At 73.1% G+C, this 23466-nt stretch carries 24 protein-coding genes; 7 read left to right on the top strand and 17 right to left on the bottom strand.

Going from position 1 to position 23466, the window contains the following annotated elements; translation table 11 throughout:
- Window positions 1-2 precede the first annotated feature (2 nt).
- The 5 genes from E9998_RS12105 (at window position 3) to E9998_RS12085 (ending at window position 5457) form a co-directional block, all read left to right on the top strand.
- A complete protein-coding gene (locus E9998_RS12105; RefSeq protein ID WP_136529957.1) occupies window positions 3-1208 on the top strand; it encodes an MFS transporter in 1206 nt (401 codons plus the stop codon).
- 64 nt (window positions 1209-1272) lie between these two features.
- A complete protein-coding gene (locus E9998_RS12100; RefSeq protein ID WP_158299787.1) occupies window positions 1273-2688 on the top strand; it encodes an amino acid--tRNA ligase-related protein in 1416 nt (471 codons plus the stop codon).
- Window position 2689: 1 nt separating this feature from the next.
- Window positions 2690-3859: a cytochrome P450 gene (locus E9998_RS12095; protein ID WP_136529955.1), complete on the top strand. Its 1170-nt coding sequence runs from the start codon at window positions 2690-2692 to the stop codon at window positions 3857-3859.
- Between the two features lie 9 nt (window positions 3860-3868).
- Window positions 3869-4981 (top strand): cytochrome P450, encoded by a 1113-nt coding sequence (locus E9998_RS12090; RefSeq protein ID WP_136529954.1) that lies wholly within the window; start codon window positions 3869-3871, stop codon window positions 4979-4981.
- A gap of 182 nt (window positions 4982-5163) precedes the next feature.
- Window positions 5164-5457: a helix-turn-helix domain-containing protein gene (locus E9998_RS12085; protein WP_136529953.1), complete on the top strand. Its 294-nt coding sequence runs from the start codon at window positions 5164-5166 to the stop codon at window positions 5455-5457.
- A 50-nt stretch (window positions 5458-5507) separates the two neighbouring features.
- Here the strand turns inward: E9998_RS12085 and araA are convergent, their stop codons facing one another.
- The 5 genes from araA to E9998_RS12060 all read right to left on the bottom strand — a co-directional run bounded on the left by araA (window position 5508) and on the right by E9998_RS12060 (window position 10896).
- Entirely contained in the window at window positions 5508-7004 is a 1497-nt protein-coding gene (gene araA / locus E9998_RS12080; RefSeq protein ID WP_136529952.1) for an L-arabinose isomerase, read from the bottom strand.
- 6 nt (window positions 7005-7010) lie between these two features.
- Entirely contained in the window at window positions 7011-7700 is a 690-nt protein-coding gene (locus E9998_RS12075) for an L-ribulose-5-phosphate 4-epimerase (protein ID WP_240037590.1), read from the bottom strand.
- The gene (gene araB, locus E9998_RS12070; RefSeq protein WP_136529951.1) at window positions 7697-9361 is read right to left on the bottom strand and encodes a ribulokinase; all 1665 of its coding nucleotides are present in this window, start codon (window positions 9359-9361) and stop codon (window positions 7697-7699) included. The genes E9998_RS12075 and araB overlap by 4 nt, the downstream gene beginning before the upstream one ends.
- Before the next feature lie 465 nt (window positions 9362-9826).
- Window positions 9827-10417: a hypothetical protein gene (locus E9998_RS12065; protein ID WP_136529950.1), complete on the bottom strand. Its 591-nt coding sequence runs from the start codon at window positions 10415-10417 to the stop codon at window positions 9827-9829.
- Complete coding sequence (locus tag E9998_RS12060; protein ID WP_136529949.1) at window positions 10414-10896, bottom strand: phage holin family protein; 483 nt, start codon at window positions 10894-10896, stop codon at window positions 10414-10416. Before E9998_RS12060 ends, E9998_RS12065 begins: the two co-directional genes overlap by 4 nt.
- Window positions 10897-11283: 387 nt before the next feature.
- On the opposite strand from E9998_RS12060, the gene E9998_RS12055 reads away from it, so the two are divergent.
- Complete coding sequence (locus E9998_RS12055; protein WP_136529948.1) at window positions 11284-11700, top strand: CBS domain-containing protein; 417 nt, start codon at window positions 11284-11286, stop codon at window positions 11698-11700.
- A 250-nt stretch (window positions 11701-11950) separates the two neighbouring features.
- Here the strand turns inward: E9998_RS12055 and E9998_RS12050 are convergent, their stop codons facing one another.
- Window positions 11951-12607: a uracil-DNA glycosylase gene (locus E9998_RS12050; protein ID WP_136529947.1), complete on the bottom strand. Its 657-nt coding sequence runs from the start codon at window positions 12605-12607 to the stop codon at window positions 11951-11953.
- A 101-nt stretch (window positions 12608-12708) separates the two neighbouring features.
- On the opposite strand from E9998_RS12050, the gene E9998_RS12045 reads away from it, so the two are divergent.
- Window positions 12709-13290, top strand: coding sequence for a hemerythrin domain-containing protein (locus E9998_RS12045; protein ID WP_136529946.1), 582 nt, complete (start codon window positions 12709-12711; stop codon window positions 13288-13290).
- Between the two features lie 53 nt (window positions 13291-13343).
- Here E9998_RS12045 and E9998_RS12040 read toward each other — a convergent pair whose 3' ends face one another.
- The 11 genes from E9998_RS12040 to E9998_RS11995 all read right to left on the bottom strand — a co-directional run bounded on the left by E9998_RS12040 (window position 13344) and on the right by E9998_RS11995 (window position 23259).
- Window positions 13344-14153, bottom strand: a complete 810-nt coding sequence (locus tag E9998_RS12040; RefSeq protein WP_136529945.1) for an RNA polymerase sigma factor SigF — start codon at window positions 14151-14153, stop codon at window positions 13344-13346.
- Window positions 14154-14432: 279 nt separating this feature from the next.
- The gene (locus E9998_RS12035; protein WP_136529944.1) at window positions 14433-16175 is read right to left on the bottom strand and encodes a coenzyme B12-dependent isobutyryl-CoA mutase large subunit; all 1743 of its coding nucleotides are present in this window, start codon (window positions 16173-16175) and stop codon (window positions 14433-14435) included.
- A gap of 215 nt (window positions 16176-16390) precedes the next feature.
- Window positions 16391-16792 carry a Rid family hydrolase gene (locus E9998_RS12030; RefSeq protein ID WP_136529943.1) on the bottom strand — a complete coding sequence of 134 codons (402 nt, stop codon included), beginning with the start codon at window positions 16790-16792 and terminating at the stop codon, window positions 16391-16393.
- 17 nt (window positions 16793-16809) lie between these two features.
- Window positions 16810-17538 (bottom strand): bifunctional 1-(5-phosphoribosyl)-5-((5-phosphoribosylamino)methylideneamino)imidazole-4-carboxamide isomerase/phosphoribosylanthranilate isomerase PriA, encoded by a 729-nt coding sequence (priA, locus tag E9998_RS12025; protein ID WP_136529942.1) that lies wholly within the window; start codon window positions 17536-17538, stop codon window positions 16810-16812.
- Window positions 17538-18152: an imidazole glycerol phosphate synthase subunit HisH gene (gene hisH / locus E9998_RS12020; RefSeq protein ID WP_136529941.1), complete on the bottom strand. Its 615-nt coding sequence runs from the start codon at window positions 18150-18152 to the stop codon at window positions 17538-17540. The genes priA and hisH overlap by 1 nt, the downstream gene beginning before the upstream one ends.
- 10 nt (window positions 18153-18162) lie before the next feature.
- Window positions 18163-18321 carry a hypothetical protein gene (locus E9998_RS25315; RefSeq protein WP_158299786.1) on the bottom strand — a complete coding sequence of 53 codons (159 nt, stop codon included), beginning with the start codon at window positions 18319-18321 and terminating at the stop codon, window positions 18163-18165.
- Window positions 18318-18926, bottom strand: a complete 609-nt coding sequence (gene hisB / locus E9998_RS12015) for an imidazoleglycerol-phosphate dehydratase HisB (protein WP_136529940.1) — start codon at window positions 18924-18926, stop codon at window positions 18318-18320. The genes E9998_RS25315 and hisB overlap by 4 nt, the downstream gene beginning before the upstream one ends.
- Window positions 18923-20035, bottom strand: coding sequence for a histidinol-phosphate transaminase (locus tag E9998_RS12010; protein ID WP_136529939.1), 1113 nt, complete (start codon window positions 20033-20035; stop codon window positions 18923-18925). The genes hisB and E9998_RS12010 overlap by 4 nt, the downstream gene beginning before the upstream one ends.
- Complete coding sequence (gene hisD / locus E9998_RS12005) at window positions 20032-21342, bottom strand: histidinol dehydrogenase (protein ID WP_192907084.1); 1311 nt, start codon at window positions 21340-21342, stop codon at window positions 20032-20034. The genes E9998_RS12010 and hisD overlap by 4 nt, the downstream gene beginning before the upstream one ends.
- A gap of 45 nt (window positions 21343-21387) precedes the next feature.
- Window positions 21388-22083: a DUF2567 domain-containing protein gene (locus E9998_RS12000; protein WP_136529938.1), complete on the bottom strand. Its 696-nt coding sequence runs from the start codon at window positions 22081-22083 to the stop codon at window positions 21388-21390.
- A gap of 63 nt (window positions 22084-22146) precedes the next feature.
- Window positions 22147-23259, bottom strand: a complete 1113-nt coding sequence (locus E9998_RS11995) for a MinD/ParA family ATP-binding protein (protein ID WP_204745407.1) — start codon at window positions 23257-23259, stop codon at window positions 22147-22149.
- Window positions 23260-23466: the final 207 nt, after the last annotated feature.

Genomic DNA, 23466 nt, shown 5'->3' with positions numbered 1-23466 from the left:
TCGTGAGAACTGTCCTGGTGCGCCGCCTGTGCGCGCTCGTCGCCCTGGTGTCCTTCGCGGACTTCGTGTTCGGCGCCACCGTCGTCGTCCACATGATGAACGGGGGCCTCACCGGCGCGATGATCGGCGTGGCGCTGGCGGTCTCGGGCGTGCTCGCGAACCTCGTGGAGACGCCGAGCGGCGCCTGGGGAGACAAGTACGGCCAGCGCCGGATGCTCGTGGCGGGCGTCGGCCTGTGGGGGCTGGGCCTCATGGCGTTCGGGCTCTCGCAGTCGATGCTGCTCATCACGGTCGCCTTGGCGCTGTGGGGCATCGGCCAGTCCTGCTACTCGGGGGCCCCGACGGCGCTGGTCCTCAACCGGCTCCACGAGGAGATCGGCGACGAGGGCGTGGCCGAGGTGGTGCGCAAGGTCCACATCGTGCGGTGGTCGGCCTCGGCCGCCGCCGCGGGGGCGGTGTTCCTCACCACCGGCCGGATCGACGTGGAGACCGCGCTCGTCGCCGCCGGGGCGCTGCTGCTGCCGGTGGCGCTGTGGGTGCGGCTGCGCTGGCCGGAGTACCGCTCGGGGACCGAGGACTCGACGCTGCGGCTGCTGGGGCGCGGTTTCGCGCTCGCGGTGCGCGGGGAGATCCGCACGCAGTTGCTGTACACGGCGGTGATCGGGTTCGTGCTCACCGTGGTGATCCTGACGTGGCAGCCGCTCGCGTTGGGGCCCATCGGCTTCGAGGCCGAGGCGCTGGGAATGGTGCTGCTGGTGTTCACGGTGGCCTCGGCGGTGGGGGCGTGGGCGACGAAGTTCACCGAGCGGTTCCCGGTCGGGGCGGTGCTGCCGGCGGGGGTGCTCCTCACGTGCGCGGCGCTGTTCGCGGTCGGCGCGGGGGCGGTGGGGACGGGCGCGGCCCTGCTGGCCGCCGAGGCGCTGACGGGACTGCTCATGTGCCTCAACTCGATGCGGGCGCAGCAGTTGTTCCCCGACGAGCTGCGGGCGACGATGTCGTCGATCATGAGCGCCGTCCTGGGGCTCTCGATGGCGTTCGGGGACCTGGTCGCCGGGCTGCTGTGGGAGGCGGTGGGCGTCGAGGGGGCCGTGCGGTGGTGCGCGCTGGGCGCGGCGGCGGCGTGCGCGGCGGTCGTGGCCGCGGGCCGGCTCGGGCCCGCGGCGCGGGTCGGACGCGGGGCTCCGGCTCGCGCGGAGCAGCCCGCCTGAGCGGCGGTGCGGTGCAGCGGCGTCCGGCGACGGCGCCGGGAGGAACGTTCGGATGGAGGACTCAATGGAGCGACTGGCAGGGTGGCTGATCCGTGACAAGGGCACGGACTACCTGGCGACGATGCGCGGCTGGATCGAGCTCGACGGCGTCCCCCGGGGACTGCCGCGGGAGACGGCGGCGGTGGTGTTCGGGACGCGCACCGAGGCGGCCCGGTTCACCGTGGAGAAGATCGAGGCCGACGCCGCGGGGTCGGGGGCGCGGCGCCGTCCGAGGCTCGCGGTGCGCCCGGCCGGGCACCTCTCGTCGGCGGCGCGGCTGCGGCGGACCGCGCGGGCGTGGCTGGAGGAGCGGGGGTTCGAGGAGATCGTGCTGCCGATGGCGTGGGCGCGCTCGGAGGAGTACGGCGCCGAGGAGTTCCGCCTGTCGCACAGCCGGATCGGCGACCTCGACCTGCGGGTGCTCCAGTCGCCGGAGTTCCCGCTGTACACGGCGCTCGCCGAGGGCCTGGACCGCAGCTACACGTTCGGGCGCTGCATGCGCTTCGAGTCCGGGGACGGGGCGGCGGCCTCCGAGCACTACCTGATGGAGTTCGAGCAGCTGGTGTTCGCGACCACGTTCGAGGGCCTGGGCGCCTGCATGGCGCAGGTCGAGGACCTGGTGCGGACGCTGTCGAAGGCGGCCGGGGTGGACCTGGGCGAGGTGGACTTCACGGTGAGCGCGCCGCAGGGGATGCCGGACGTGGCGGCGACGGGCCGTCAGGTGCCGCTGGAGCAGGTCACGCTGTTCACCGTTCCGGCGACCTGGTCGGCGGCGGCGCGGCGCGTCCTGGTCGAGCGACTGGAGCGGGCCGGGGCCGCGGTGATCGTCCTGGAGGGCGAGGAGTCGGCGCTGGAGCGGCCGGGCGCCGAGGTGCGGCTGGCGATCGAGGCCGGCGAGGCCGACGCGGCGACGGTGCACCGCGTCCTGGACACCGCCGCCTCGTACGTCATGCCCGGCGCTGACGTGCCCGCCGCCGTCGCACTGCAATGGAACCCGGCCTGGGAGGCGTACCTGCCGCTGTCGTGGGGCGAGGGCGAGGGCGGCGGCTCGGCCTACCCGGTCCGCTCGATCACCTCCCGGCGCGAGACGGGCCCCGACGGCGGCGAGCGCATCGCCGACGCGGAGCTGTACCTCAAGGGGATCGAGGTCGCGCACGTGCGCGCGTACGCGAACCGGGACCAGTTCGAGGAGAACCTCCGGCTGGCCGGGATCGAGGACGCGCAGGAGCGGTACGGGTACCTGTCCGAGGCGCTCGAATCGGCCCCGCCGGGCATGGTCGGGATGTTCATCGGCTGGGAGCGCCTGCTCACGGTGCTCGAAGGCCTGCTCTCGACGCAGCGGGCGCAGCTGTACGCGCGGGACGGCGTCGGCCGCCTCGTGGCGGACGCGGGCCCGCGGGCCCACCGCCGGAACGAACCGACCGCCGACGAGGAGGCGTGACATGACCGCACTGCCCATGCCCGGAGCCGAGGGCCTGACGAGGCGCTGCCCGTTCGGGGCGATCGCGGAGTACGAGGAGGCGCGGGACGCGTCGGGGATCGCGCCCCTGGCGACCCCGAGCGGGCGGCCCGCGTGGCTCCTCGCCTCCTTCGACGCGACGAAGTCGGTGCTGGCCGACCCGGGGTTCGCGTCGATGGTGAACGAGCCGCCGCCGCTGGACGGCGGCGAGGCGATCCCCGGCTGGTTCTTCGGCCTCGACGGCGAGGAGCACGCCCGGTACCGGCGGCTCCTCAACGGCCGCTTCACGATGCGGGCCGCGCGCAGGGCCGCCCCGCGCATCCGGGCGATCGTCGTGGAGGAGCTGGAGCGGATGCGCGGCCTCGGCTCGCCCGTCGACTTCTTCGCGGCCTTCGCGTGGCCGACCCCGGCGCGGGTGGTGTGCGACCTGCTCGGCGTCCCGCCCGAGCTGGAGTCGCTGCTCACCGCGCAGATCGAGGTCATCGACGGCGACGACCCGGAGGCCGACGAGCTCGGTGCGATGCAGGCGATGTGGGACGCGCTCGTGGCGCTGGCCGCCGCGAAGCGGCGCGCGCCGGGCGAGGACCTGCTCAGCGACCTCATGGCCGAGGAGGAGGTCACCGACGGGGTCGCGGCGTCGTTCGCGCTCGCGCTGCGCATGGCCGGGCACGCCCCGGTCTCGCACGTCCTCGGCATGGGCGCCTTCTACTACCTGGCCGAGGAGGCGAAGGAGGAGCGGCGCTTCGCCGACCCGGCCGGGCGCGACGCGGAGGTGGAGGAGCTGCTGCGGTTCCTGCCCACCAACAACCTGGGCGTCGTGCGGGTCCCCACGGGTGACGCCGAGGTCGCCGGGGGCGCGGTCGCGGCCGGGCAGCCGGTGGTCGCGGCGATCGCGGTGGCGAACCGGGACCCCGACCGGTTCGAGGACGCCGGGTCGTTCCGGCCGGACCTGGGCCGGGCCTCGCACCTGGCCTTCGGGTACGGGCCGCACCAGTGCCTGGGCCACAACTTCGCCAGGATCGAGATCGGGATCGTCTTCGAGGAGCTGTTCGCCCGGTTCCCGGGACTGCGGCTCGCGGTCGACCCGCACGAGGTCCCGATGCAGGACACGGCGGCCTCCTACGGGGTCACCGCGCTGCCGGTGGAGTGGTGACGATCCACGATGGACGTTCAGGCGGACGCGCCCGAGGCGCTGCCGAGGCCCACGCGCTGGTTCAACGCCCTGCGCGAGCGCGCCCCCGTCATGTGGGACGCCGGGGCGGACTCGTGGTTCGTGACGCGCTACGACGACGTCGCGGCGCTGCTGACGGACCGGCGCCTCGCGGCGCAGCCCGCGGCCCCGCAGGCGCCGGCCGACCCTGAGAGCCCGCTGGGCCGGTGGCACGCGTTCGTCGACCGGTGGCCGGCGTTCACCGACCCGCCCCGGCACACGGCGCTGCGGCGGGCCATGCACCCGCTCTTCCGGCCCGGGCACGTCGAGGCCGCCGCACGCGCGACCGGCGAGGCGCTGCGGCACGGGCCGACGCCTGGACGGCTGCGCGAGGCGATCGGCGCGGGACTGACGGGGCTGCTCGCGGACGGGTCCGACTTCGCCGAGCTCTCGGCGTGGGCGGAGGCGATCCTCGCCGCGATGTCGGGCGCCGACGTCACCGAGCGGCGCCTGGCCGAGGCCCTCGCCGCTCACGAGGCGCTGGGCGCGTACGCCGCGGCGGCGGTCGCGGCCCGGCGAGGGCCGCTGGGGGCGGCGCTCGCCGACGCGCGCGAGGACGGCGTCCTCGACGGCGAGGACGCCACGGCCGTCTACGCGCAGGTCCTCACCGGTGCCGTCGAACCGACGCTGAGCGTGGCCGTGTACGCCGTGGAGCGTCTCGGGGCCGAGCCGGGGCTGTGGGCCGACTTCACCGGGAACCGCGACGGGTTCGTCGAGGAGCTGCTGCGTCTCGCCGCCCCGTTCCACTTCGCCGTGCGGATCGCCCGCGAGGCCTTCGTGCTGCGCGGCAAGGAGATCCGGGCCGGGGACCAGGTGGTGCTGGTCCTGCTCTCGGCGAACCGGGACCCGCGGCGGTTCCCCGAGCCCGAGCGTCTCCGCGCCGACCGCGAGGGGCCGCCGCACGTGTCCTTCGGCCGGGGCCGCCACGCCTGCATCGGCGCGCCCCTGGCGCGCAGGGCGGTCGCCGGGCTCCTGGAGGCCGCGGGGATCGACGCGCTGGCCGGGATGCGGCTCGACGCGGACGGGTGGGACCTGACGCCGGGGATGCGCCGATGGCTCGTCTGAACCGCTGCGCGCCAAGGCCGTCGACCGGTTATCGGATGCTTTGGGCCGGTGGCGGCGGTTCATTACGATCGTCCCGATCGGACGGCCGCGGTTTCGGCGCCGCGGGCCGGGACCCGACAGGGACCGACACCCCCTCGAATCTCGACTGCACCCCGCCGCCACAGCGGGGGAAGGGACCGCATGTGAGTCCTACCGGACCGGGCATCACCAGCGACGATCAGACGGCAGCGACGCTCACCGAGGCGGAACTCCAGGTGCTCTCGCACGTCATCGCCGCGCCGAACCAGCACACCGCCGCCGCGTGGCTGGGCATCTCCGCCCGCCACCTCCGCCGCCACATCGACGCCATCTGCGAGAAGCTCGGCGCCGAGACCACGCTCCAGATGGTGGTGATCGCCACGATGCGCGGCCTGGTCGACCCCAAGTCCCTCCCCGAGGGCAGCATCGGCGAGGTCGCCATGCGCTCGGAGCGGTAGCCGCGAACGCGAAGGGCGGGCCCGAGACCGGGCCCGCCCTCCACATCGGATCAGATACCGCCCTCGAGGTGGTGGTAGACCTGGTTCCAGCGCAGCTCCTGCTTGAACTCGCGGGCGTTGGTGTCCGCGCCGATGGTCACCAGTTCGATCCCGGCGATCTCGGCGAAGTCCTCCATGACCTCGCGGCCGAAGGCCTGCGTGAACGAGGTGTGGTGCGGGCCGCCGGCGGTCAGCCAGGCCTCGGCGGAGGTCTGGAGGTCGGGGCGGGGCACCCACACGGCGCGCGCGACCGGCAGGTTCGGGAGGTCCTCGTCGGGCTCGACCGCGTCGACCTCGTTGGCCACCAGGCGGAGCCGGGTGCCGAGGTCGAGGAGGCCGACCATGAGGGCCGGGCCGGGCGGGGCCGTGAAGACCAGGCGCACCGGGTCCTCCTTGCCGCCGATGCCCAGCGGGTGGATCTCCGCGGTCGGCTGCTCGGACGCGATCGTGGGGCACACTTCGAGCATGTGCGCCCCGAGGATCTGCGGGGTCTCCGAGCCGAGGTTGTAGGTGTAGTCCTCCATGAAGGACGTGCCGCCTTCGAGACCCGTCGCCATGACCTTCATGAGCCGCACCAGGACCGCGGTCTTCCAGTCGCCCTCGCCGCCGAAGCCGTAGCCGTCGGCCATGAGGCGCTGCACCGCGATGCCCGGGAGCTGCTTGAGCTTCCCGAGGTCCTCGAAGGTGTCGGTGAACGCCTTCGCGCCGTGCTCCTCGAGAACGGAGCGCAGGCCCAGCTCGATGCGGGCCGCGTCGCGCAGCGACTCGTGGCGCGCGCCGCCGGCGCGCAGCTCCGGCACCACGTCGTAGTCGGCCTCGTAGACCGCCGCCAGCTCGTCGACGGCCTTGTCCTCGATGGACGCGACGCGCTCGACCAGCTCGTTGACGCCGTACGTGTTCACCTCGACGCCGAGGCGGATCTGCGCCTCGACCTTGTCGCCCTCGGTGACGCCCACGTACCGCATGTTGTCGCCGAAGCGCACGAGCTTGAGGTTCTGGACCTCGTTCCAGCCCAAGGCGGCCCGGGCCCAGTCGCCCACGCGCCGCTGCACCTGCGCGTCGCCCCAGTGGCCGACGACGGTCTTGCGGCGGTGGCGCAGGCGCGTGAGCATGTACCCGAACTCGCGGTCGCCGTGGGCGGCCTGGTTCAGGTTCATGAAGTCCATGTCGATGTCGGCCCACGGCAGGTCCCGGTTGTGCTGCGTGTGCAGGTGCAGCAGGGGCTTCTGGAGGGCCCCGAGCCCGGCGATCCACATCTTCGAGGGCGAGAACGTGTGCATCCAGGCGATCACGCCGATGCAGTCGTCGGACGAGTTCGCCTCCAGCAGGACCCGCCGGATCTCCTCGGGCGTGGTCAGGACCGGCTTGGCGACCACCTTGACGGGGATCGCGTCGGCGCCGTCGAGCCCCGCGACGATGTCGGCCGAGTTCTGCGCGACCTGCTCGATCGCCTCGGGCCCGTACAGGTGCTGGCTGCCCGTGACGAACCAGAGTTCCTTGTTTCCCATGACTTCCTACTGCTCCTTCGGGGCCGGCTGCTGGCCGTAGACGTTCTGGTAGCGGTCGTAGAGCCGGTCGATGTCGGCCTGCGGGATCGGCACGGTCGCGCCGAGCTGGCGCGAGAGGTGGACGGTGCGCGCCACGTCCTCGGCCATGACGGCGGCCTTCACGGCCGACTTCGGGTCCTTGCCGATGGTGAACACGCCGTGGTTCTGCATGATCACCGCCGGGGAGCGGTGGCCGCGGAGCGTCTCCACGATCCCCTTGCCGATCGCGTCGGAGCCGATGAGCGCGAACGGGCCCAGCGGGATCTCCCCGCCGAACTCGTCGGCCATCGCCGTGAGCACGCACGGGATCGGCTCGGCCCGCGCCGCCCACGCGGTCGCGTACGGGGAGTGCGTGTGCACGACCCCGCCGACCTCGGGCATCCGCCGGTAGACCTCGTTGTGGCTCTCCGCGTCGGAGGAGGGCGCGAGGTCGCCTTCGAGGATCTTCCCGTCCAGGTCGGTCACGACCATGAGCTCGGGCGCCAGGTCGTCGTAGGAGACGCCGCTGGGCTTGATGACGATGAGGTCGGTCCCCGGGACGCGGCCCGAGACGTTGCCGCTGGTCCAGGTCACCAGGCCCCAGCGCAGGAGCTCGGCGTGGAGCGCGCAGACGCGCGCCTTCATCTCCTGGATGGCGGGAGTGGACGAGTAGCTCACTTGGCGGCCTCCGCGGCGATCCGGTGCAGGGTGTGCAGGGCGCGCGAGCCGCCGCGCCCGAAGTGGTCGTGCAGCTCCTCGTAGACGGCGTACAGCTCGTCGTAGGCGTCCGCGCGGGCCTGGTCGGGGACGTAGGCGTCCCGCTCGACCTTGCCCATGGCCTCCGAGGCCGCGTAGATGTCCGGGTACTCCCCCGCGGCGACCGCCGCGTGGATGGCCGAGCCGAGCGCCGGGCCCTGCCCGGAGGTGAGCACGGTGATCGGCATCCGCAGCACGTCGGAGTAGGTCTGCATGAGCCACTTGTTCTTCAGCAGGCCGCCCGCGGCCACGAACTCCTCGATCGGCACGCCCGACTTCGTCAGCGTCTCCACGATCATGCGGGTCCCGAACGCGGTCGCCTCGACCAGCGCCCGGTAGATCTCCTCGGGCCGCGTCTGGAGGCCCAGGCCGAGGACGACGCCGTGCAGGTCGTGGTCGACCAGGACCGAGCGGTTGCCCGAGTGCCAGTCGAGGGCGACCAGGCCGTGCGCGCCCACGGGCTGTTCGGCGGCCAGCTCGGTCAGGTGCTCGTGGATCGAGACGCCCTTCGCGGCGGCGGCCTCGGTGTAGGCGGCGGGCACGCCGTTGGCGGTGAACCACGCGAAGATGTCGCCCACGCCCGACTGCCCGGCCTCGTAGCCCCACAGGCCCGGCGTGATGCCGTCGCGGACGACGCCGCACATGCCCGGGGCCTCGGTCAGGTTCTCGCCGTTGACGACGTGGCAGGTGCTGGTGCCCATGATCGCCACGAGCTTCCCGGCGCCCACGGCCTTCGCGGAGGCGGCGGTGACGTGCGCGTCGACGTTGCCGACCGCGACGGTGGTGCCCTCGTTCAGGCCCGTCCAGGCGGCGGCCTGCGCGGTGATCCCGCCGGCCCGGTCGCCCAGGGCCGACAGCGGGTGCTCCATCTTGGCGTTGAAACCGGCGAAGTCGGGGTTGAGCGCGGCCAGGTACTCGCGGGAGGGCCGTTCGCCGTCCTGCACGATGCCCTTGTAGCCGGCGGTGCAGACGTTGCGGGTCTCCTCGCCGCACAGCTGCCAGATGATCCAGTCGGCGGCCTCGATCCAGCGTTCGGCCCGGTCGTAGACCTCGCGGTCCTCTTCGAGGAGCTGGAGGCCCTTGGCGTAGGCCCACTCCGAGGAGATCTTGCCGCCGTAGCGCGGCAGCCACGACTCGCCGCGCTCGGCGGCGACGGCGTTGATGCGGTCGGCCTGGCCCTGCGCGGCGTGGTGCTTCCACAGCTTGGGCCACGCGTGCGGGCGGTCCTTGAGGTCGTCGAGCTCGCACAGCGGGGTGCCGTCGGCGGTCGTGGGGAGGATCGTGCAGGCGGTGAAGTCGGTGGCGACGCCCACGACGCGGTCGGCGGTGACGCCGGCGGCGGCCAGGGCCGCGGGGACGGCGTTCTTGAGGACGTCGACCCAGTCCTGCGGGGACTGGAGGGCCCAGCTGCGCGGGAGGCGGACGCCGGAGCCCGGGAGGGCCGTCTCGATGGCGCCGTGGGTGTAGACGTGCTCGGCGCTGGCGAGCTCGCGCCCGTCGGCCACCGATGCGACGACGACGCGGCCCGACAGCGTGCCGAAGTCGATCCCGATGGCGACGGCACCGTTGTCGCTGCCTGTCATTGCGGCCTCCTTGTCTCGTGCTTGAAAGTGACCGCTCACATGCAGTCGGTCCACCGCGCGCGAAACGGCTGTGCCCACAGGTGGATCCTCCACAACTTAACGCATTCACACGTTCAGCACCACTTGCGGTCAGGCGTCGCGCCGGGCGAACCGGACAGTCGACGCCGATCGGCCCCCGCCCACGGCCGCACCGGGCTCGAGGTGTGACCGACGTCCCTCAGCGGGGCGGGAGGCTTCGGGGACTGCGTCGGGCAGGGACTGTCGCGGCGGATCGGGCGCACGGGCCTCAGGGCGGCGGCGAGGCGCCCCGCCGGACCGGTTCCCGCAGGGAGCGGCGGACCTGGTCCGCGCACCGAGTCGCCCATGCCCAACGGGCCGCCTCCAGGTTGTCGCCCGTGCCGGCGCGCTCAGCGCGCAGAAAGAACCGGCGGGCCGCGGCCCGCCGGTTCGCTCTGGTCGCGTCGGCTAGTGGTGCGTCAGGCGGCGGGCGGCCTTGCCCGAGCCCGACCGCACTGCGGCGGTCGCCGAACCGATCGCGTGCTTGGCGGCGTTCACGCGCTTGCGTGCGGCCTTGCGGCGCCGCTTCCCGGCCTTGAGCGCCTCCTTGGCGACGCTCTTGGCGCTGACCGCGGTGCTCTCGCGCGCGGCGGCGACCCGCCCGGTCGGCCTGTGGTGGCGGCTGCGGAAGATCGACATGGTGACCACGGCGGTCGTGGCCGCCCCGGCGGCCGCGACGACCACGGTGAGCGGGTGGCGGCGCATCGGCGCGAACAGGCCGTGCGCGTGCTCCGCGTCGGGGTCGAGGCCGAGCCGCTCGCGCAGCTCCAGCACCGAGTGGTTGAGCGCCTCGCGGGTGCGCTCGGCGTCGTCTTCGAGCTCCGCCGTGGACTTCCTGTCGTCCGCTTCGGCGTCCTGGAGCGTCCGTTCACGCTGGTGCATGAGCCGCTCCTCCTCTCCGGTCGGTTCCGGTCCGGTGCCGTAGGGCAGCCCGATCACCGGGGGCGGCGCGAGGCCGACCCCGGGCGGGACGGCCGCGCTCGGCGGCACCGCCGTCATCGCTCCCGCCTCCCCCGCAGCGCCGCCGCGTCCTCGCGGGCGCGCTCCATGGTCTCCTCGGGGATCGGCGGCATGGCCCGGCGCAGCATCGAACGCCCGATGAGCGCCACCGCGCCCGCGATCGCGAAGAGCACGACGCCCATCGCGAGCGCCGCGAGCCACGCGGGCCACACGAGCGCAAGCGCCACGCCGCCCGCCAGCGCGAACGCGGCCCCGCCGTAGAGGGCGAAGGCGCCCGCCGCGGCGAACATGCCGCCGCCCGCGGCGCCGCGCTTGGCCTTGTCGGCGACCTCTCTGGCCGCCAGCTGCGCCTCGACGCGCGCCAGGTGCGCGACTTGCGAGGTCAGGTCTCCGACGATCTGCCCGACGGAGCGGTCCCGCTCGTCCCAGTCGCCGCGGCCCGCCCGGTGCCGGTCGTCGCGCTGCTCGCGCTCGGCCTCGCGGATGGCCCGCGCCTCGGGGTCGTGTCGAACCTCCATGTCGTCCTCTCCGCCCGCCCGCTCACGCGTTCGGGCTCGGCTCCGTGCGTCTCGGACCGGCCCAGTCGGTCCGCCGGTCCTCACGGTTCGGGTTCCCGGCCCGGCGGGGCGGAAACCCGCGGGAACCGGACGACGAGGCCGCGCATACTCCGGCGCGCGGCGGGTAGCCGGTCGGTGGGGACATAACCCGTCGTTCGGAGCGGACTGTAGAGGGCTCCGCTCCGGGCGGCGGCACCCCGAAGACCTGCATCTGGGGGACCGCGTCGGCGCCCCGGGACTGTCCCGGGGCGCCGACGCGCGCGTTCGGTCCGTTCGCGGCGGCATGAGTCCGCGCCGGAGGGGTACCCGGCGGGTCCGGAACGGACCACGACGAAGGAGTTGAGCAGCATGGCGACGGCACGCGACCTCATGCACACCGGGTGCACCTGCGTCCCGAGCGACGGCACTGCCGCAGACGCGGCGCGCCTCATGGCCGAGATGGGCGTGGGCGCCCTGCCGATCTGCGGGGCCGAGGACAAGAAGATCAAGGGCATGGTCACCGACCGCGACCTGGTGATCGAGGTGATGGCCACCGGCCAGGACCCGGCGATGTACACCGTCGACCGGCTTCCGCAGGGCCACTTGATCCTCGCCGACGCGAACGAGGACGTCGCGATCACGATCGCGAAGATGAAGGAGCACCAGATCAACCGGATACCCGTCATCGACGAGGGCCGCCTGGTGGGCATCATCGCGCTCGCCGACGTCTCGCACGGCGTCTCCGACGCCGCCTTGGGCGAACTCGTGGACGCGATCAAGGCATGACCGAGGAGATCGGGGCCGCCGGAGCGACCGGCGGCCCTTTCGCGTGCCCGGGGCGCCGAACGGGAGACGGGCCGCGTGCGGCGTCTCGGTTCGCGGCGGCCGGGGGCGCCTGATGCGGGCGCGCACGGCTGCGAGCCGCCGAATGCGAGACGGACCGTGCACTGCACCGTGAACCCGCCCTGGTTCGGTCCCCTCGAACGAGACGGTCCGTGCAGTACACCGAAGCGCGAATGTCGCTCCGCCTGCGGGCTCACGTGCCTCCCGCGGTGCGCAGGGCGGCCGCGACAGGGCGGAGGTCGGCGAGGAGGCGGGCGTAGGCGTCGGTCCGGTCGGGTTCACGCAGGCGGGCCGCGGCCTCGGGGCGGGCGGTCGCCAGGACCCGCAGGCGCAGCTCGGGAAGATCGACGGTGTGCAGGACGCCCCGGTGCGCGGCGACCTGGAAATCGGGCCCCAGGAGCGCGTGGGCGGCGCTCGCGCCCAGGCAGACCGCGACCTCGGGCCTGATCGCGTCGAGTTCGGCCAGGAGCCACGGGCGGCAGGCCGCGAGCTCGCGGCGGACCGGCTTGAGGCGCACCCGCCGCCCGGTCGGGCCGACGGCCGCGCTCTTGCGGTGCTTCACCGCGTAGGTCCGGTAGACCGCCCCGGCGTCGATCCCGGCCTCCTCCAGGGCCCGGTCCAGCAGCGCCCCGGCGGGGCCCTGGAACGGCGCCCCGGCGCGCTCCTCGGCGTCCCCGGGCTGCTCCCCCACCACGACCACGCGGGCGCTCGGATCACCCAGCCCGAACACCGTCGCGGCCGCGTCGGCGAACAGCGGGCAGCCCTCGCAGGTCGCCGCCGACTCGCGCAGGCGCGCGAGATCGCCCGAGGGCGGCACGAACGGCCCGGCGCCGGTCCCGCGCATCGGCATGTCCCCTCCTCTCGCTCGGCGTGCGCGGCGGGTACCCGCGTTTCGCCCGCACCATGCCGGGTACTTCGGTGGCCTGCGGAACCGACCGAATTGGAGCGCCGATGAGCGACGCGCAGCACGACGAAGTACGGCAGGACACCGACCTCATCGACGTGATCGTCAAGGACCACAGGGCCTTCGAAGCGGTCTTCGTCGCGCTCGAACGCGGCGGGCCGGACACGGAGGGCCGCAAGGACCTCGTGGACCACCTCATCGCCGAACTCGTCCGCCACTCGGTGGCCGAGGAGCAGTTCATGTACCCGGCCGCGAAGTCGCGGCTGGAGGACGGCGCCGACATCGTCGCCCACGAGATCGAGGAGCACGCCGAGGCCGACGAGGTCATGAAGGCCCTCGAAGGGCTCGGCCCCGAGGACGACCGCTTCGAACCGCTGGTCGAGCGGCTCATCGCCGACGTGCGCCACCACCTCGACGAGGAGGAGCGCCACCTGCTGCCGCGCCTGCGCGCGGCCTGCGACGAGGAGGAGCTCCAGTTCCTCGGCTACAAAGTGCTGGCCGCCAAGGAGTTCGCGCCGACCCGGCCCCACCCGCACGCGCCGCACACCCCGCCGGGGAACCTCGTCCTCGGCCCCGGGGTCGGCTTCATCGACAAGATCCGCGACGCCCTCGCCCACCGCGACGTGTGAACGCCGAGAAGGCGGCGGGCCCGAAGGCCCGCCGCCTCACGATCCATGAGTCGCTAGGAGACCGCCTGCTCCATGTCCTGTTCCAGGCCGTCCCGCAGGTCCTCGAGGGTGCGGTGGAGGAGCCGGGAGACGTGCATCTGCGAGATGCCGACCTCCTCGGCGATCTGGTTCTGGGTCATGTCGCCGAAGTAGCGCAGCGCCAGGATGCGGCGCTCTCGCTGCGGCAGCTCCTGGATGAGCGGCGCCAGCGACTCGTGGTCGTCGACCAGGCCGAGCGCCGCGTCCTCCTCGCCCACCGACTCGGCCAGCGAGGGACGCTCGCCGTCGGGGAAGGACGGCTCGTCCAGCGACAGCGCCCGGTAGGCCTGGCGCGCCTCGTTGCCTTCGTGCACTTCGGTCTCGGTGATGCCGAGGTGCTCGGCCAGCTCCGCGTCCGTCGGCGGCCGGCCCAGGCGCTGGGAGAGCTCTCCCCCGGCCTGGTTCAGCGCGATGCGCAGCTCCTGGAGACGGCGCGGGACGCGCATCGGCCAGCTGGTGTCGCGGAAGTGCCTGCGCACCTCGCCCATCACGGTCGGCACCGCGTAGGAGAGGAACTCGGCGCCGTGGCCCGGATCGAACCGGTCGACGGCGTGGATGAGGCCCACTGAGGCGACCTGCACGAGGTCGTCCTTCGCGATCCCCTTGCCGGAGAACCGCTGCGCGATGTGCTCGGCCAGCGGGAGATGGCCGGTGACGAGCCTGTCGCGCAGGTCCGCGCGGCGGGGGTCGTCCCCGTCCAGGCGCGCCATCTCTTCGAAGAGCGGCGCGAGGTGCGCGTACTCGTTGGTGTGCCGGCGCTCGCTCGTAGTTCGTGTGTCCGCCATGCGATCGCCCTCCTGTCCTGTCAGGGACATCGGTTTGAAGCATGTCGCCTCGGGTGGAGGCATCTGACGCTTCTGATTGTAAGGCAGTTCGGGAATCGAGAACAAGAATGAAAAGGTCGAATCCGGGGAAACCTGTCTGTTTGTGAGGTGACCGGGCCGGTGTCCCGGGGGGACACCGTGTCCGGTTACCGCCGGGTACCCACCTGGAGCGGTCGCAAACCCCCCGCCGCGCCACTTGTCCGCCGTCGACCCGGAAGGGTTGCGTTGCAGCGGGAACGGTCAGAACGCCGTGGTCTCACGGTAGTCGCCCCACTCCCCCCGCAGCGCCCCGCAGATCTCCCCGAGCGTCGCCTCCGCACGGGCGGCGTCCAGGATCGGCTCGATCATGTTCGCCGTTCCCCTTGCCGCGGCGACGATCTCGGCCAGCGCGCGCTCGACGGCGGCGTTGTCCCTCCCGGCGCGGCGCTCGGCGAGCGCCGCGCGCTGGCCCTGCTCGACCTCGCCGGAGATGCGGAGGATCTCCAGGTCGGGGGTGACGGTGTCGTGCAGCTTCGTGACGCCCACGATGTGCTTGGTGCCGTCCTCGAGCTGCTGCTGGTAGGTGAAGGCGGCCTCGGCGATGCGGGCGTTGAACCAGCCGTCCTCGATGCCGCGCAGGATGCCCGAGGTGACCGGTCCGATCGCGTGGCGCCCTGCGGCGTCCGCGCGCATGGCCTCGCGCGCGACCTCGGCGGGGTCGGTGCCCGATTCGCCGCCGAGGGCGAGGATCTGGAGGAACAGGTCCTCGGCCTCGGCCTCGATCTTGTCGGTGAGCGCCTCGACGTACCAGGAGCCGCCGAGGGGGTCGGCCACATTGGTCACGCCGGTCTCCTCGCGCAGCACCGCCTGGGTGCGCAGGGCGATCTCGGCGGACTGGTCGGTGGGGAGGGCCAGGGTCTCGTCGAGGGCGTTGGTGTGCAGGGAGTTGGTGCCGCCCATGACGGCGGCGAGGGCCTCGACGGCGGTGCGCACCACGTTGTTGTAGGGCTGCTGTGCGGTGAGGGAGACCCCGGCGGTCTGGGTGTGGAAGCGGAGCCATTGGGCGCGTTCGGTGGTGGCGCCGTAGACGTCGCGCAGCCACTTCGCCCAGATGCGGCGGGCGGCGCGGAACTTGGCGATCTCCTCGAAGAAGTCGATGTGCGCGTCGAAGAAGAACGAGAGCCCTGGGGCGAAGACGTCGACGTCGAGGCCGCGCGAACGGCCGAGCTCCACATAGGAGAACCCGTCGGCGAGGGTGAACGCGAGCTCCTGCGCGGCGGTCGATCCGGCCTCGCGGATGTGGTAGCCGGAGACCGAGAGCGGCTTGTAGCGCGGGATGTTCTCGGCGCAGTAGGCCATGAGGTCGCCGATGAGGCGCAGGTGCGGCTCGGGCGGGAACAGCCACTCCTTCTGCGCGATGTACTCCTTGTGGATGTCGGTCTGGAGGGTGCCGTCGAGGGTCGCGATGTCGACGCCCTGGCGTTCGGCTGCGGCGAGGTACATGCAGAAGATGGGGATCGCGGGGCCCGAGATGGTCATCGAGGTGGTGACGGCGCCGAGGTCGATGCCGCCGAAGAGGCGGTCCATGTCGTCGGTGGAGTCGATCGCGACGCCGCAGTGGCCGACCTCGCCGAGCGACTCGGGCTCGTCGGAGTCGCGGCCCATGAGCGTGGGCATGTCGAAGGCGACGGAGAGGCCGCCGCCGCCGGCGCCCAGGAGCATCTTGTAGCGGGCGTTGGTCTGCTCGGCGTTGCCGAAGCCGGAGAACTGGCGGATGGTCCAGGGCCGCCCGCGGTAGCCGGTGGGGTAGAGCCCGCGGGTGAACGGGAACTCGCCGGGCCAGCCGATGCGGTCCATGCGCGGGTCGGCGTGCCCTTCGGGCGGACCGTAGGCGGGTTCGACTTCCAACCCCGAAAGGGTGGTGAAGTCGGCGTCGCGCTTGGCGGCGGAGGCGTAGCGCTTGGCCCAGCGCTCGCGGCCTTCGGCGATCTCTTCAGCGTCCACGGTGACACCTCACTTTTGGCGAAGTTGCGGCGGGCCTTCGGTCGGACCCACGGCCAATGATACTGAACGGTCGTTAAGTCGCCAGGCGGCGTAACACCCTGCATCATTCCGTATCGACCGGGAGTGTCTCCGCATATCGGGCACCGGGGGGTCCCCTTGTTCGCAAACCTACCCGCGGCGTCCGACACCGTCCGTGACGCGAGGTCCGCTCGCAGTTAGTCGATGTCGCGCCAGGCCCTGAAGGCCTCCAGCTCGATCGCGACGAGCTGGCCGGGGTGGAAGAGGCCGTTGACGATGACGACCGTGGCGGTCGGGAGGACGACGCCGAAGAACTCGCCGTGGACCCGGCCCACCGGGTCGGCGTGGGCCGGGTCGGTCACGTACAGGCGCGAGCGCACCACGTCGGAGACCCCGGCGCCCGCGTGGACCATCGCGTCGAGCGCGGTCCGGAACGCCTCGCGGGCCTGCCCGGCGGGGTCCCCCTTGAGGTGCGGGCGGGCCTCCACGTCGGCGGTGCAGGCGCTCGTGAGCACGAGCGGCCCCACCGCGACGGCGCGCGAGTATCCGTAGAGCTGCGCCCACGGCCCGGTCTCCGGAACCCGTTCGACCAAAGCCATGCGCGCCTCCCCTGTGGTTACAGTCCCTGCAACAGGTTCAACGCTTCAGCGACCGTGAAGTTACGCTCGTACAGCGCCGTTCCCACGATCGCGCCCTCGACGCCGACGCCCGTCAGGCCCGCCAGCGCCCGCAGGTCGTCCAGGGAGGACACGCCGCCGGAGGCGATCACGGGCTTGTCGGTGGCCTCGCAGACCGAGCGCAGCAGGTCGAGGTTGGGGCCCGAGAGCATCCCGTCGGAGTTCACGTCGGTCACCACGTAGCGCTCGCACCCGGCGCGCTCCAGGCGCTCCAGGGTCGCGAAGAGCTCGCCGCCCTCGCGGGTCCACCCGCGCGCGGCCAGGCGCCCGCCCTTGACGTCGAGGCCGATGGCGACGCGGTCGCCGTATTCGCCGCAGATCCGGTCGCACCACTCGGGGTTCTCCAGGGCCGCGGTGCCGATGTTGACGCGGCGGGCCCCGGAGTCCAAGGCGCGCTTGAGGGTCTCGTCGTCGCGGATGCCGCCGGAGATCTCGACCTGCATGTCGACCTTGGCGACGACCTCGGCGAGGAGCTCGTGGTTGGTGCCGCGCCCGAAGGCGGCGTCGAGGTCCACGAGGTGGAGCCACGACGAGCCCTGCCGCTGCCATTCGAGGGCCGCTTCGAGCGGGTCGCCGTACTGCTTGCCCGAGCCGGCGACGCCCTGGACGAGCTGGACCGCCTTGCCGCCGGTCACGTCGACGGCGGGCAGGAGTTGAAGTTCGGTCATCACAGATCCTTGATCCAGTTGGTCAGCAGTGCGTACCCGGCGTCGCCGGACTTCTCGGGGTGGAACTGGCAGGCGCTGATCGGGCCGCGCTCCACGGCGGCGATGAACGGCTCGCCGTGGACCGCGGTCGCGACCCGCGCTCCCTCGGGCTTCGCCTTGGCGGCGTAGGAGTGCACGAAGTAGAACCGCTCGGACGGGTCGATGCCCGCGAAGAGCGCCATGCCCTGGTCGGCGGCGACGGTGTTCCAGCCCATGTGCGGCACGCGCGGTGCGTCGAGGAGCTCGACGCGGCCTTCGAGGACGCCGACGCCGCGGGTCTGGACGCCGTGCTCGACGCCCTCTTCGAAGAGGATCTGCTCGCCGACGCACACGCCGAGGACGGGCGCGCCGGAGGCGGCCCGCTCGCGCACGACCGCGTCGACGCCGCTCTTGAGGACGCCTTCCATGCAGGCGGCGTAGGCGCCCACGCCGGGCACGAAGAGCCCGTCGGCGGCGCGGGCGGCGGCGAGGTCGCTCGTGAGGGTCACGTCGGCCCCGGCGCGCTCCAGGGCGCGGAAGGCCGAGCGCAGGTTCCCCGAGCCGTAGTCGAACAGGGCCACGGTTGGCTTGGTCACCTTGTCCCCCTTAGCCGTAGACGAGGTAGATGCCGCCGCCGAAGGCGGCGAGGGCGAGGACGGCGACGACGATCGAGGCGGCGTACTTCTCGCTCTTGCGCAGGCTCAGCGACCCGCCGAGGAGGATGCCGGCGAGGGCCATGAGCAGGATCGGCCCCGCCCAGTTCACAGGACGCCCTTGGTGGAGGGGATGTCGGTGCCGTCGATGCGCGTGGCGTACTTCAGGGCCCGCGCGAGGGCCTTGAACTGGGCCTCGATGACGTGGTGCGCGTCGGGCTTCTGGCCGGGGTTGGCGGCGCGGAGCACGGTGACGTGCAGGCAGATCCGGGCGTGGTGGGCGAAGGACTCCAGGATGTGGCGGGTCATGGAGGTCGGGTAGTCGGGGCCGACGGTCGGGGCGAGGTCCATGGGCTCGTCGTGGACCATGTACGGGCGGCCCGAGAGGTCGACCACGGCGCGCGCGAGCGCCTCGTCCAGGGGCACCGAGGCGTCGGCGAAGCGGACCACGCCGGCCTTGTCGCCGAGGGCCTCGGCGAAGGCCTGGCCGAGGGCGATCGCGGTGTCCTCCATGGTGTGGTGGGCGTCGATGTGCAGGTCGCCCTTGACGGCGATCTTGAGGTCGAACCCGCCGTGCTTGCCGAGCTGGTTGAGCATGTGGTCGTAGAAGCCGACGCCGGTGGCGACCTCCACCGTCTTCTCGGTGCCGTCGAGGTCGACGTAGACGTCGACGCTGGTCTCACCGGTGGTTCGGACGATGTGCGCGGTGCGGCTCACTTGGCTTGCTCCTGTAGGTCAAACAATGCTGGTCGTCGCTCCAAGACGGTGTCGAACGCGTCGAGGAGCGCGGCGGTCTCCTCCTCGCTCCCGGCGGTGATCCGCAGCCGGCCGGGGAGGCCGACGTCGCGGATGAGGACGCCCTCGTCGAGGATGGCGCGCCAGACGGCGGCCGCGTCGCGCAGGCCTCCGACGAGCACGAAGTTCGCGTCGGAGTCGGCGACGGGGAGTCCCTTGGCGCGCATGTTCTTCACGATCCTGTCGCGCTGGTGCTTGAGTTCGTCCACTTCGGACTGGAGGCGGGCGGCGCAGGCGAGGGCGCCGCGCGCGGCCGCCTGCGTGATGCTCGACAGGTGGTACGGCAGGCGCACCAGCAGGAGCTTCTCGACCAGTTCGGGGTCGGCGGCGAGGTAGCCGACGCGGGCCCCGGCGAACGCGAAGGCCTTCGAGAGCGTGCGCGTGACGACGAGCCGCCTGCGCCCTTCGAGCAGGCCCAGCGCGGTCGAGCCGGGGTCGCGGGCGAACTCGGCGTAGGCCTCGTCGATGACGACCAGGCCGCGCGCGGCACCGTAGGCGGCCTCGACCACCTCGCGGTCGAGCGCGGTCCCGGTCGGGTTGTTCGGCGAGACGAGGAACACCAGGTCCGGGTCGTGCTCGGTGATCGCCGCGCGCACGAAGTCCGGGCCGAGCGTGTAGTCGTCCTCGCGCCCGGCGTCCACGAACGCGGTGGCGGTGCCGCGGGCGAGCAGCGGGTGCATCGAGTACGAGGGCATGAAGCCCAGCACGGTGCGGCCCGGCCCGCCGAAGGCCTGTAGGAGCTGCTGGAGGATCTCGTTGGAGCCGTTGGCGGCCCACACGTGGTCGGCGGTGAGGCCGTGCCCGAGGTAGGCCGCGAGGTCCTCGCGCAGCGCCACGGCGTCACGGTCGGGGTAGCGGTTGAGGCCGCGCAGCTCCCGGCCGACGAACTCGGCCACCACGGCGGCCACGTCCTCGGGGATCGCGAAGGCGTTCTCGTTGGTGTTCAGCTGCACCGGGACGTCGAGCTGCGGCGCGCCGTACGGCGTCTTCCCGCGCAGGTCCTCGCGGAGCAGGTCCTCGATCCCGCTCATTTCGCCTCGAATCTGGCGGTCACGGCCTCGCCGTGGGAGGGCAGGTCCTCGGAGACGGCGAAGTTGACCACGTCGACCGCGACCGCTTCGAGGGCCTCGCGGGAGTAGTCGATGAGGTGCACGCCGCGCAGGAACGTGTGGACGCTCAGCCCCGCCGAGTGGCGGGCGCACCCGCCCGTGGGCAGGACGTGGTTGGAGCCCGCGCAGTAGTCGCCGAGGGAGACCGGCGAGTACGCGCCGACGAAGATCGCCCCGGCGTTGCGGATGCGCAGGGCCACCTCGCGGGCGTTCGCGGTCTGGATCTCCAGGTGCTCGGCGGCGTAGGCGTCGGCCACGGCGACCGCCTCGTCTATGTCGGCGACGAGGATCGTCCCCGACTGCTCCCCCGCGAGCGCGGTCAGGATGCGACCGGAGTGGCGGGCCTCGGGCGCGCGGCGGGCCAGTTCGGCGTCCACGGCGTCGGCGAGGTCGGCCGAGTCGGTGATGAGCACCGAGGCGGCGGCCGGGTCGTGCTCGGCCTGGCTCATCAGATCGACTGCGACGTGGACCGGGTCGGCGGTCGCGTCGGCGATGACGGCGATCTCGGTGGTCCCGGCCTCGGCGTCGATGCCGACCAGGCCGCGCACGGCGCGCTTGGCGGCGGTGACGTAGATGTTCCCCGGGCCGGTGATCATGTCGACCGGCTCGCACTCCTCGGTCCCGTACGCGAACATGCCGACGGCCGCGGGGCCGCCGACGGCGTACACCTCGTCGATGCCGAGCAGTCCGGCGACGGCGAGGATGCCCTGGTCGGGCAGGCCGCCGTTGGTCTTCTGGGCCGGGGACGCGAGCGCGACCGAGCCGACTCCGGCGATCTGCGCGGGGACGGCGTTCATGATGACCGAGGACGCGAGCACGGCGAGGCCGCCGGGCGCGTACAGGCCGACGCGGCCGACCGGCAGGTACCGCTCGGTGACGGTGCCGCCGGGGGCGACCTCGGTGACGGTCTCGGGGAGGCGCTGGGCCTCGTGCGCGGCGCGGACCCGGTCGATCGAGGTCCGGTAGGCGCGGTGCAGGTCGGGGTCGAGCCCGGCGACGGCGTCCTTGATCGCGGACTCGGGGACCCGCAGGCGCTCCAGATGCACGCCGTCGAACCGCTCGACGATCTCGACCACGGCGGCGGTCCCGCGGCGGGCGATGTCGTCTATGAGCGGCTGGACCGACCGCAGCGCCTCGTTCACGTCGAACGCGGCGCGCGGCATCAGCTCGCGCAGGGCGCGGGCCGGGTAACCGGCGACTTCTCCTGAAAGGTCGATGCGTCTGAGCACGCCCCAAGCGTAGTTGCCCGGCTTTCCAGGTCAAAAGCCATACCGCTATTCGGGAGCGTCCGTTCGAAGACTCGGCCGCCGTGACCAGCCGGCGCAGATGGTGTAAGTGAAGGTGGCGGCGAGGGCCGCCACCGCGAGCGCCCCCAGGCGCAGCGACGCGAGGGCCGCTGTGACGTCGCCGACCCTCAGCGCGGCCCACGCGGCGGCCGGGTCGAGTTCGACGAACAGGACCGACGGCGGGCGCCACATGTGGGAGCCGACCGGGGCGAGCCGCATGGCCTCCCAGAAGCGGTCCCATTCGTGGGCGCCGATCTTCCAGGCCACGAACTGGCAGGCGACGGCGCCGATCACCAGGCCCAGCAGCAGGATCGGGCCGCGCCGCGCGCGCAGCGCCGACCACGCGAGGGCGGCGGCGAGGATGCCCAGGACCAGGCCGATCCCGGCGAAGACGAGGTCGCCGCGCACGTAGCCGTCGGGGTAGGCCTCGACCGAGGCCCAGCCGCCGTCGAGTACGACGAACTCGACGCGCGGGGTGACGATCTGCCAGAGCATCGCGTACGGGAGGCCGAGGGCGGCGAGGACGACCGCGAGCATCCCGGCCGCGAGCAGGTCGCGGCCGATGGTCCGCTCGGACCGGGCCCGCGGGCCGCCGTAGACGTGCGGGTCGGGGGTCGGTGCCCCGTCCGGGTCCGGGCGGTCGTCCGGGCGGAGGTCCACGGTGCGCTCGTCGTCGTTGGTCACGCCTGGAATCCTGCCACAGCGGTGCCCGCGCCCCGCTGGGGATGCGGGCCCGGACCCCTTGCGTCAGAGGCCGTCGACGATGGTCGCGGCGGCGTCGAACCAGGCCGCGCGGGTCTGCGGGCGCAGCGCCGAGAACTCGATCTTCGCGCCCGGCTCCAGCGACGGGTCGTACGGTACGACCGCGCAGGCGCGGGGGCGCTGCGAGAAGTGGCGCTGGAGGTCGTGCAGGAGCGGCCCGGGGGTGGGCGTGGGCATCGACAGGAGCGTGACCGCGTTCTTGACGAGGTCGCCGTAACCGCCCTCTTCGAGGTGGTCGAGCATCCAGTCCGCGGAGAACGCGGCGTCCTCGCGCGGCACCGTGGTGACCACGAGCCGGTCGACCGAGGAGACCACGGTGCGCCAGTTCGGGGACTCGACGTTGTTGCCGGTGTCGATGCACACGATCCCGTGGGTGCGGGTGAGGATGTCGAGGACCCGCAGCACGGTCGTGGGGTCGAGGCGGCGCTGGAGCTTGGGGTCCTCGTCGCCGGCGAGCACGTCGAAGGAGCCGTCGGAGGCGTGGCGCAGGAACTCGTCGAGGTGCTCGGGCAGGTGCACGCCCGCGGCCTCGACCTGGTCGAGGTGCTCCACGAGGTGGCGGATGGTGCGCCCGTGGCGCGCCGACCCGGCCCGCAGGCCGAGCGTGCCGCGCAGCTCGTTGTCGTCCCAGGCGATGACGCCGCCGCCCCGCGCGGTGCCCATGGCGGCGGCGGAGAGGACGGTGGCGGTGGTCTTGTGCACGCCGCCCTTGGGGTTGATGAAGGCGATGACGCGGCTGCGGCCCAGGTCGCGGCGCAGGCGCTGCAAGGCGACCGGGCTCGGCTCGACCTGCTGCTGCGGAGGCGGCGGGGGCGGCGCCTGGCGCGGCTGCGGCGGCAGGCCCTGCTGCGGGGGCCGCATCTGGGCGGCGCTCGGCGGGGTCTGGGTGGCGACGGGCGGGCGACGGCCCGCGGTCGGCACCGAGTAGTGGGCCTGGCCGGGCGGCGGCCCGACCGGCGGGGACGGGCGGTAGGCCTCGGGCGGCGGGGGCGAGGGCGCGTGGTGCGGGCCCCCGGCTCGACCGCGACCGCGTCCCAGCAGCTTCTGCCACCTGGACCCGTCGGACCGGTCGTTGTTCCAAGCTTCCGGCGTGTTCACGCGCAACCTCCTCTCGGGCGGATCGATCCACGGCGCGCACCGCTCGCCTCGGCCTTTCGGACCGCGTCACCCCGACCGGACACCATTACCACCCGCGACTATTAGAACACAACGAATCCTCAAGGCCCGTTGCGAATCGCGGGCCGAGAGGCCCTTGGGACGAGACGTCCGATACGTCCGCCTCCCCGTTGAGACGCGCCGCGCGAA

Source organism: Glycomyces paridis (genome assembly GCF_004912155.1).
Taxonomy (GTDB): domain Bacteria; phylum Actinomycetota; class Actinomycetes; order Mycobacteriales; family Micromonosporaceae; genus Glycomyces; species Glycomyces paridis.
Note: the sequence above shows the minus strand (reverse complement) of the source record. Positions and strands in the feature narration are given on the sequence as shown.

Coding starts and splice junctions, on each gene's coding strand:
- E9998_RS12100 (WP_158299787.1), top strand. CDS start 1,273: ATGGAGCGACTGGCAGGGTGGCTGATCCGTGACAAGGGCACGGACTAC.
- E9998_RS12095 (WP_136529955.1), top strand. CDS start 2,690: ATGACCGCACTGCCCATGCCCGGAGCCGAGGGCCTGACGAGGCGCTGC.
- E9998_RS12090 (WP_136529954.1), top strand. CDS start 3,869: ATGGACGTTCAGGCGGACGCGCCCGAGGCGCTGCCGAGGCCCACGCGC.
- araA (WP_136529952.1), bottom strand. CDS start 7,004: ATGGGAAACAAGGAACTCTGGTTCGTCACGGGCAGCCAGCACCTGTAC.
- araB (WP_136529951.1), bottom strand. CDS start 9,361: ATGACAGGCAGCGACAACGGTGCCGTCGCCATCGGGATCGACTTCGGC.
- E9998_RS12065 (WP_136529950.1), bottom strand. CDS start 10,417: ATGACGGCGGTGCCGCCGAGCGCGGCCGTCCCGCCCGGGGTCGGCCTC.
- E9998_RS12060 (WP_136529949.1), bottom strand. CDS start 10,896: ATGGAGGTTCGACACGACCCCGAGGCGCGGGCCATCCGCGAGGCCGAG.
- E9998_RS12055 (WP_136529948.1), top strand. CDS start 11,284: ATGGCGACGGCACGCGACCTCATGCACACCGGGTGCACCTGCGTCCCG.
- E9998_RS12050 (WP_136529947.1), bottom strand. CDS start 12,607: ATGCCGATGCGCGGGACCGGCGCCGGGCCGTTCGTGCCGCCCTCGGGC.
- E9998_RS12045 (WP_136529946.1), top strand. CDS start 12,709: ATGAGCGACGCGCAGCACGACGAAGTACGGCAGGACACCGACCTCATC.
- E9998_RS12040 (WP_136529945.1), bottom strand. CDS start 14,153: ATGGCGGACACACGAACTACGAGCGAGCGCCGGCACACCAACGAGTAC.
- E9998_RS12030 (WP_136529943.1), bottom strand. CDS start 16,792: ATGGCTTTGGTCGAACGGGTTCCGGAGACCGGGCCGTGGGCGCAGCTC.
- priA (WP_136529942.1), bottom strand. CDS start 17,538: ATGACCGAACTTCAACTCCTGCCCGCCGTCGACGTGACCGGCGGCAAG.
- E9998_RS12010 (WP_136529939.1), bottom strand. CDS start 20,035: ATGAGCGGGATCGAGGACCTGCTCCGCGAGGACCTGCGCGGGAAGACG.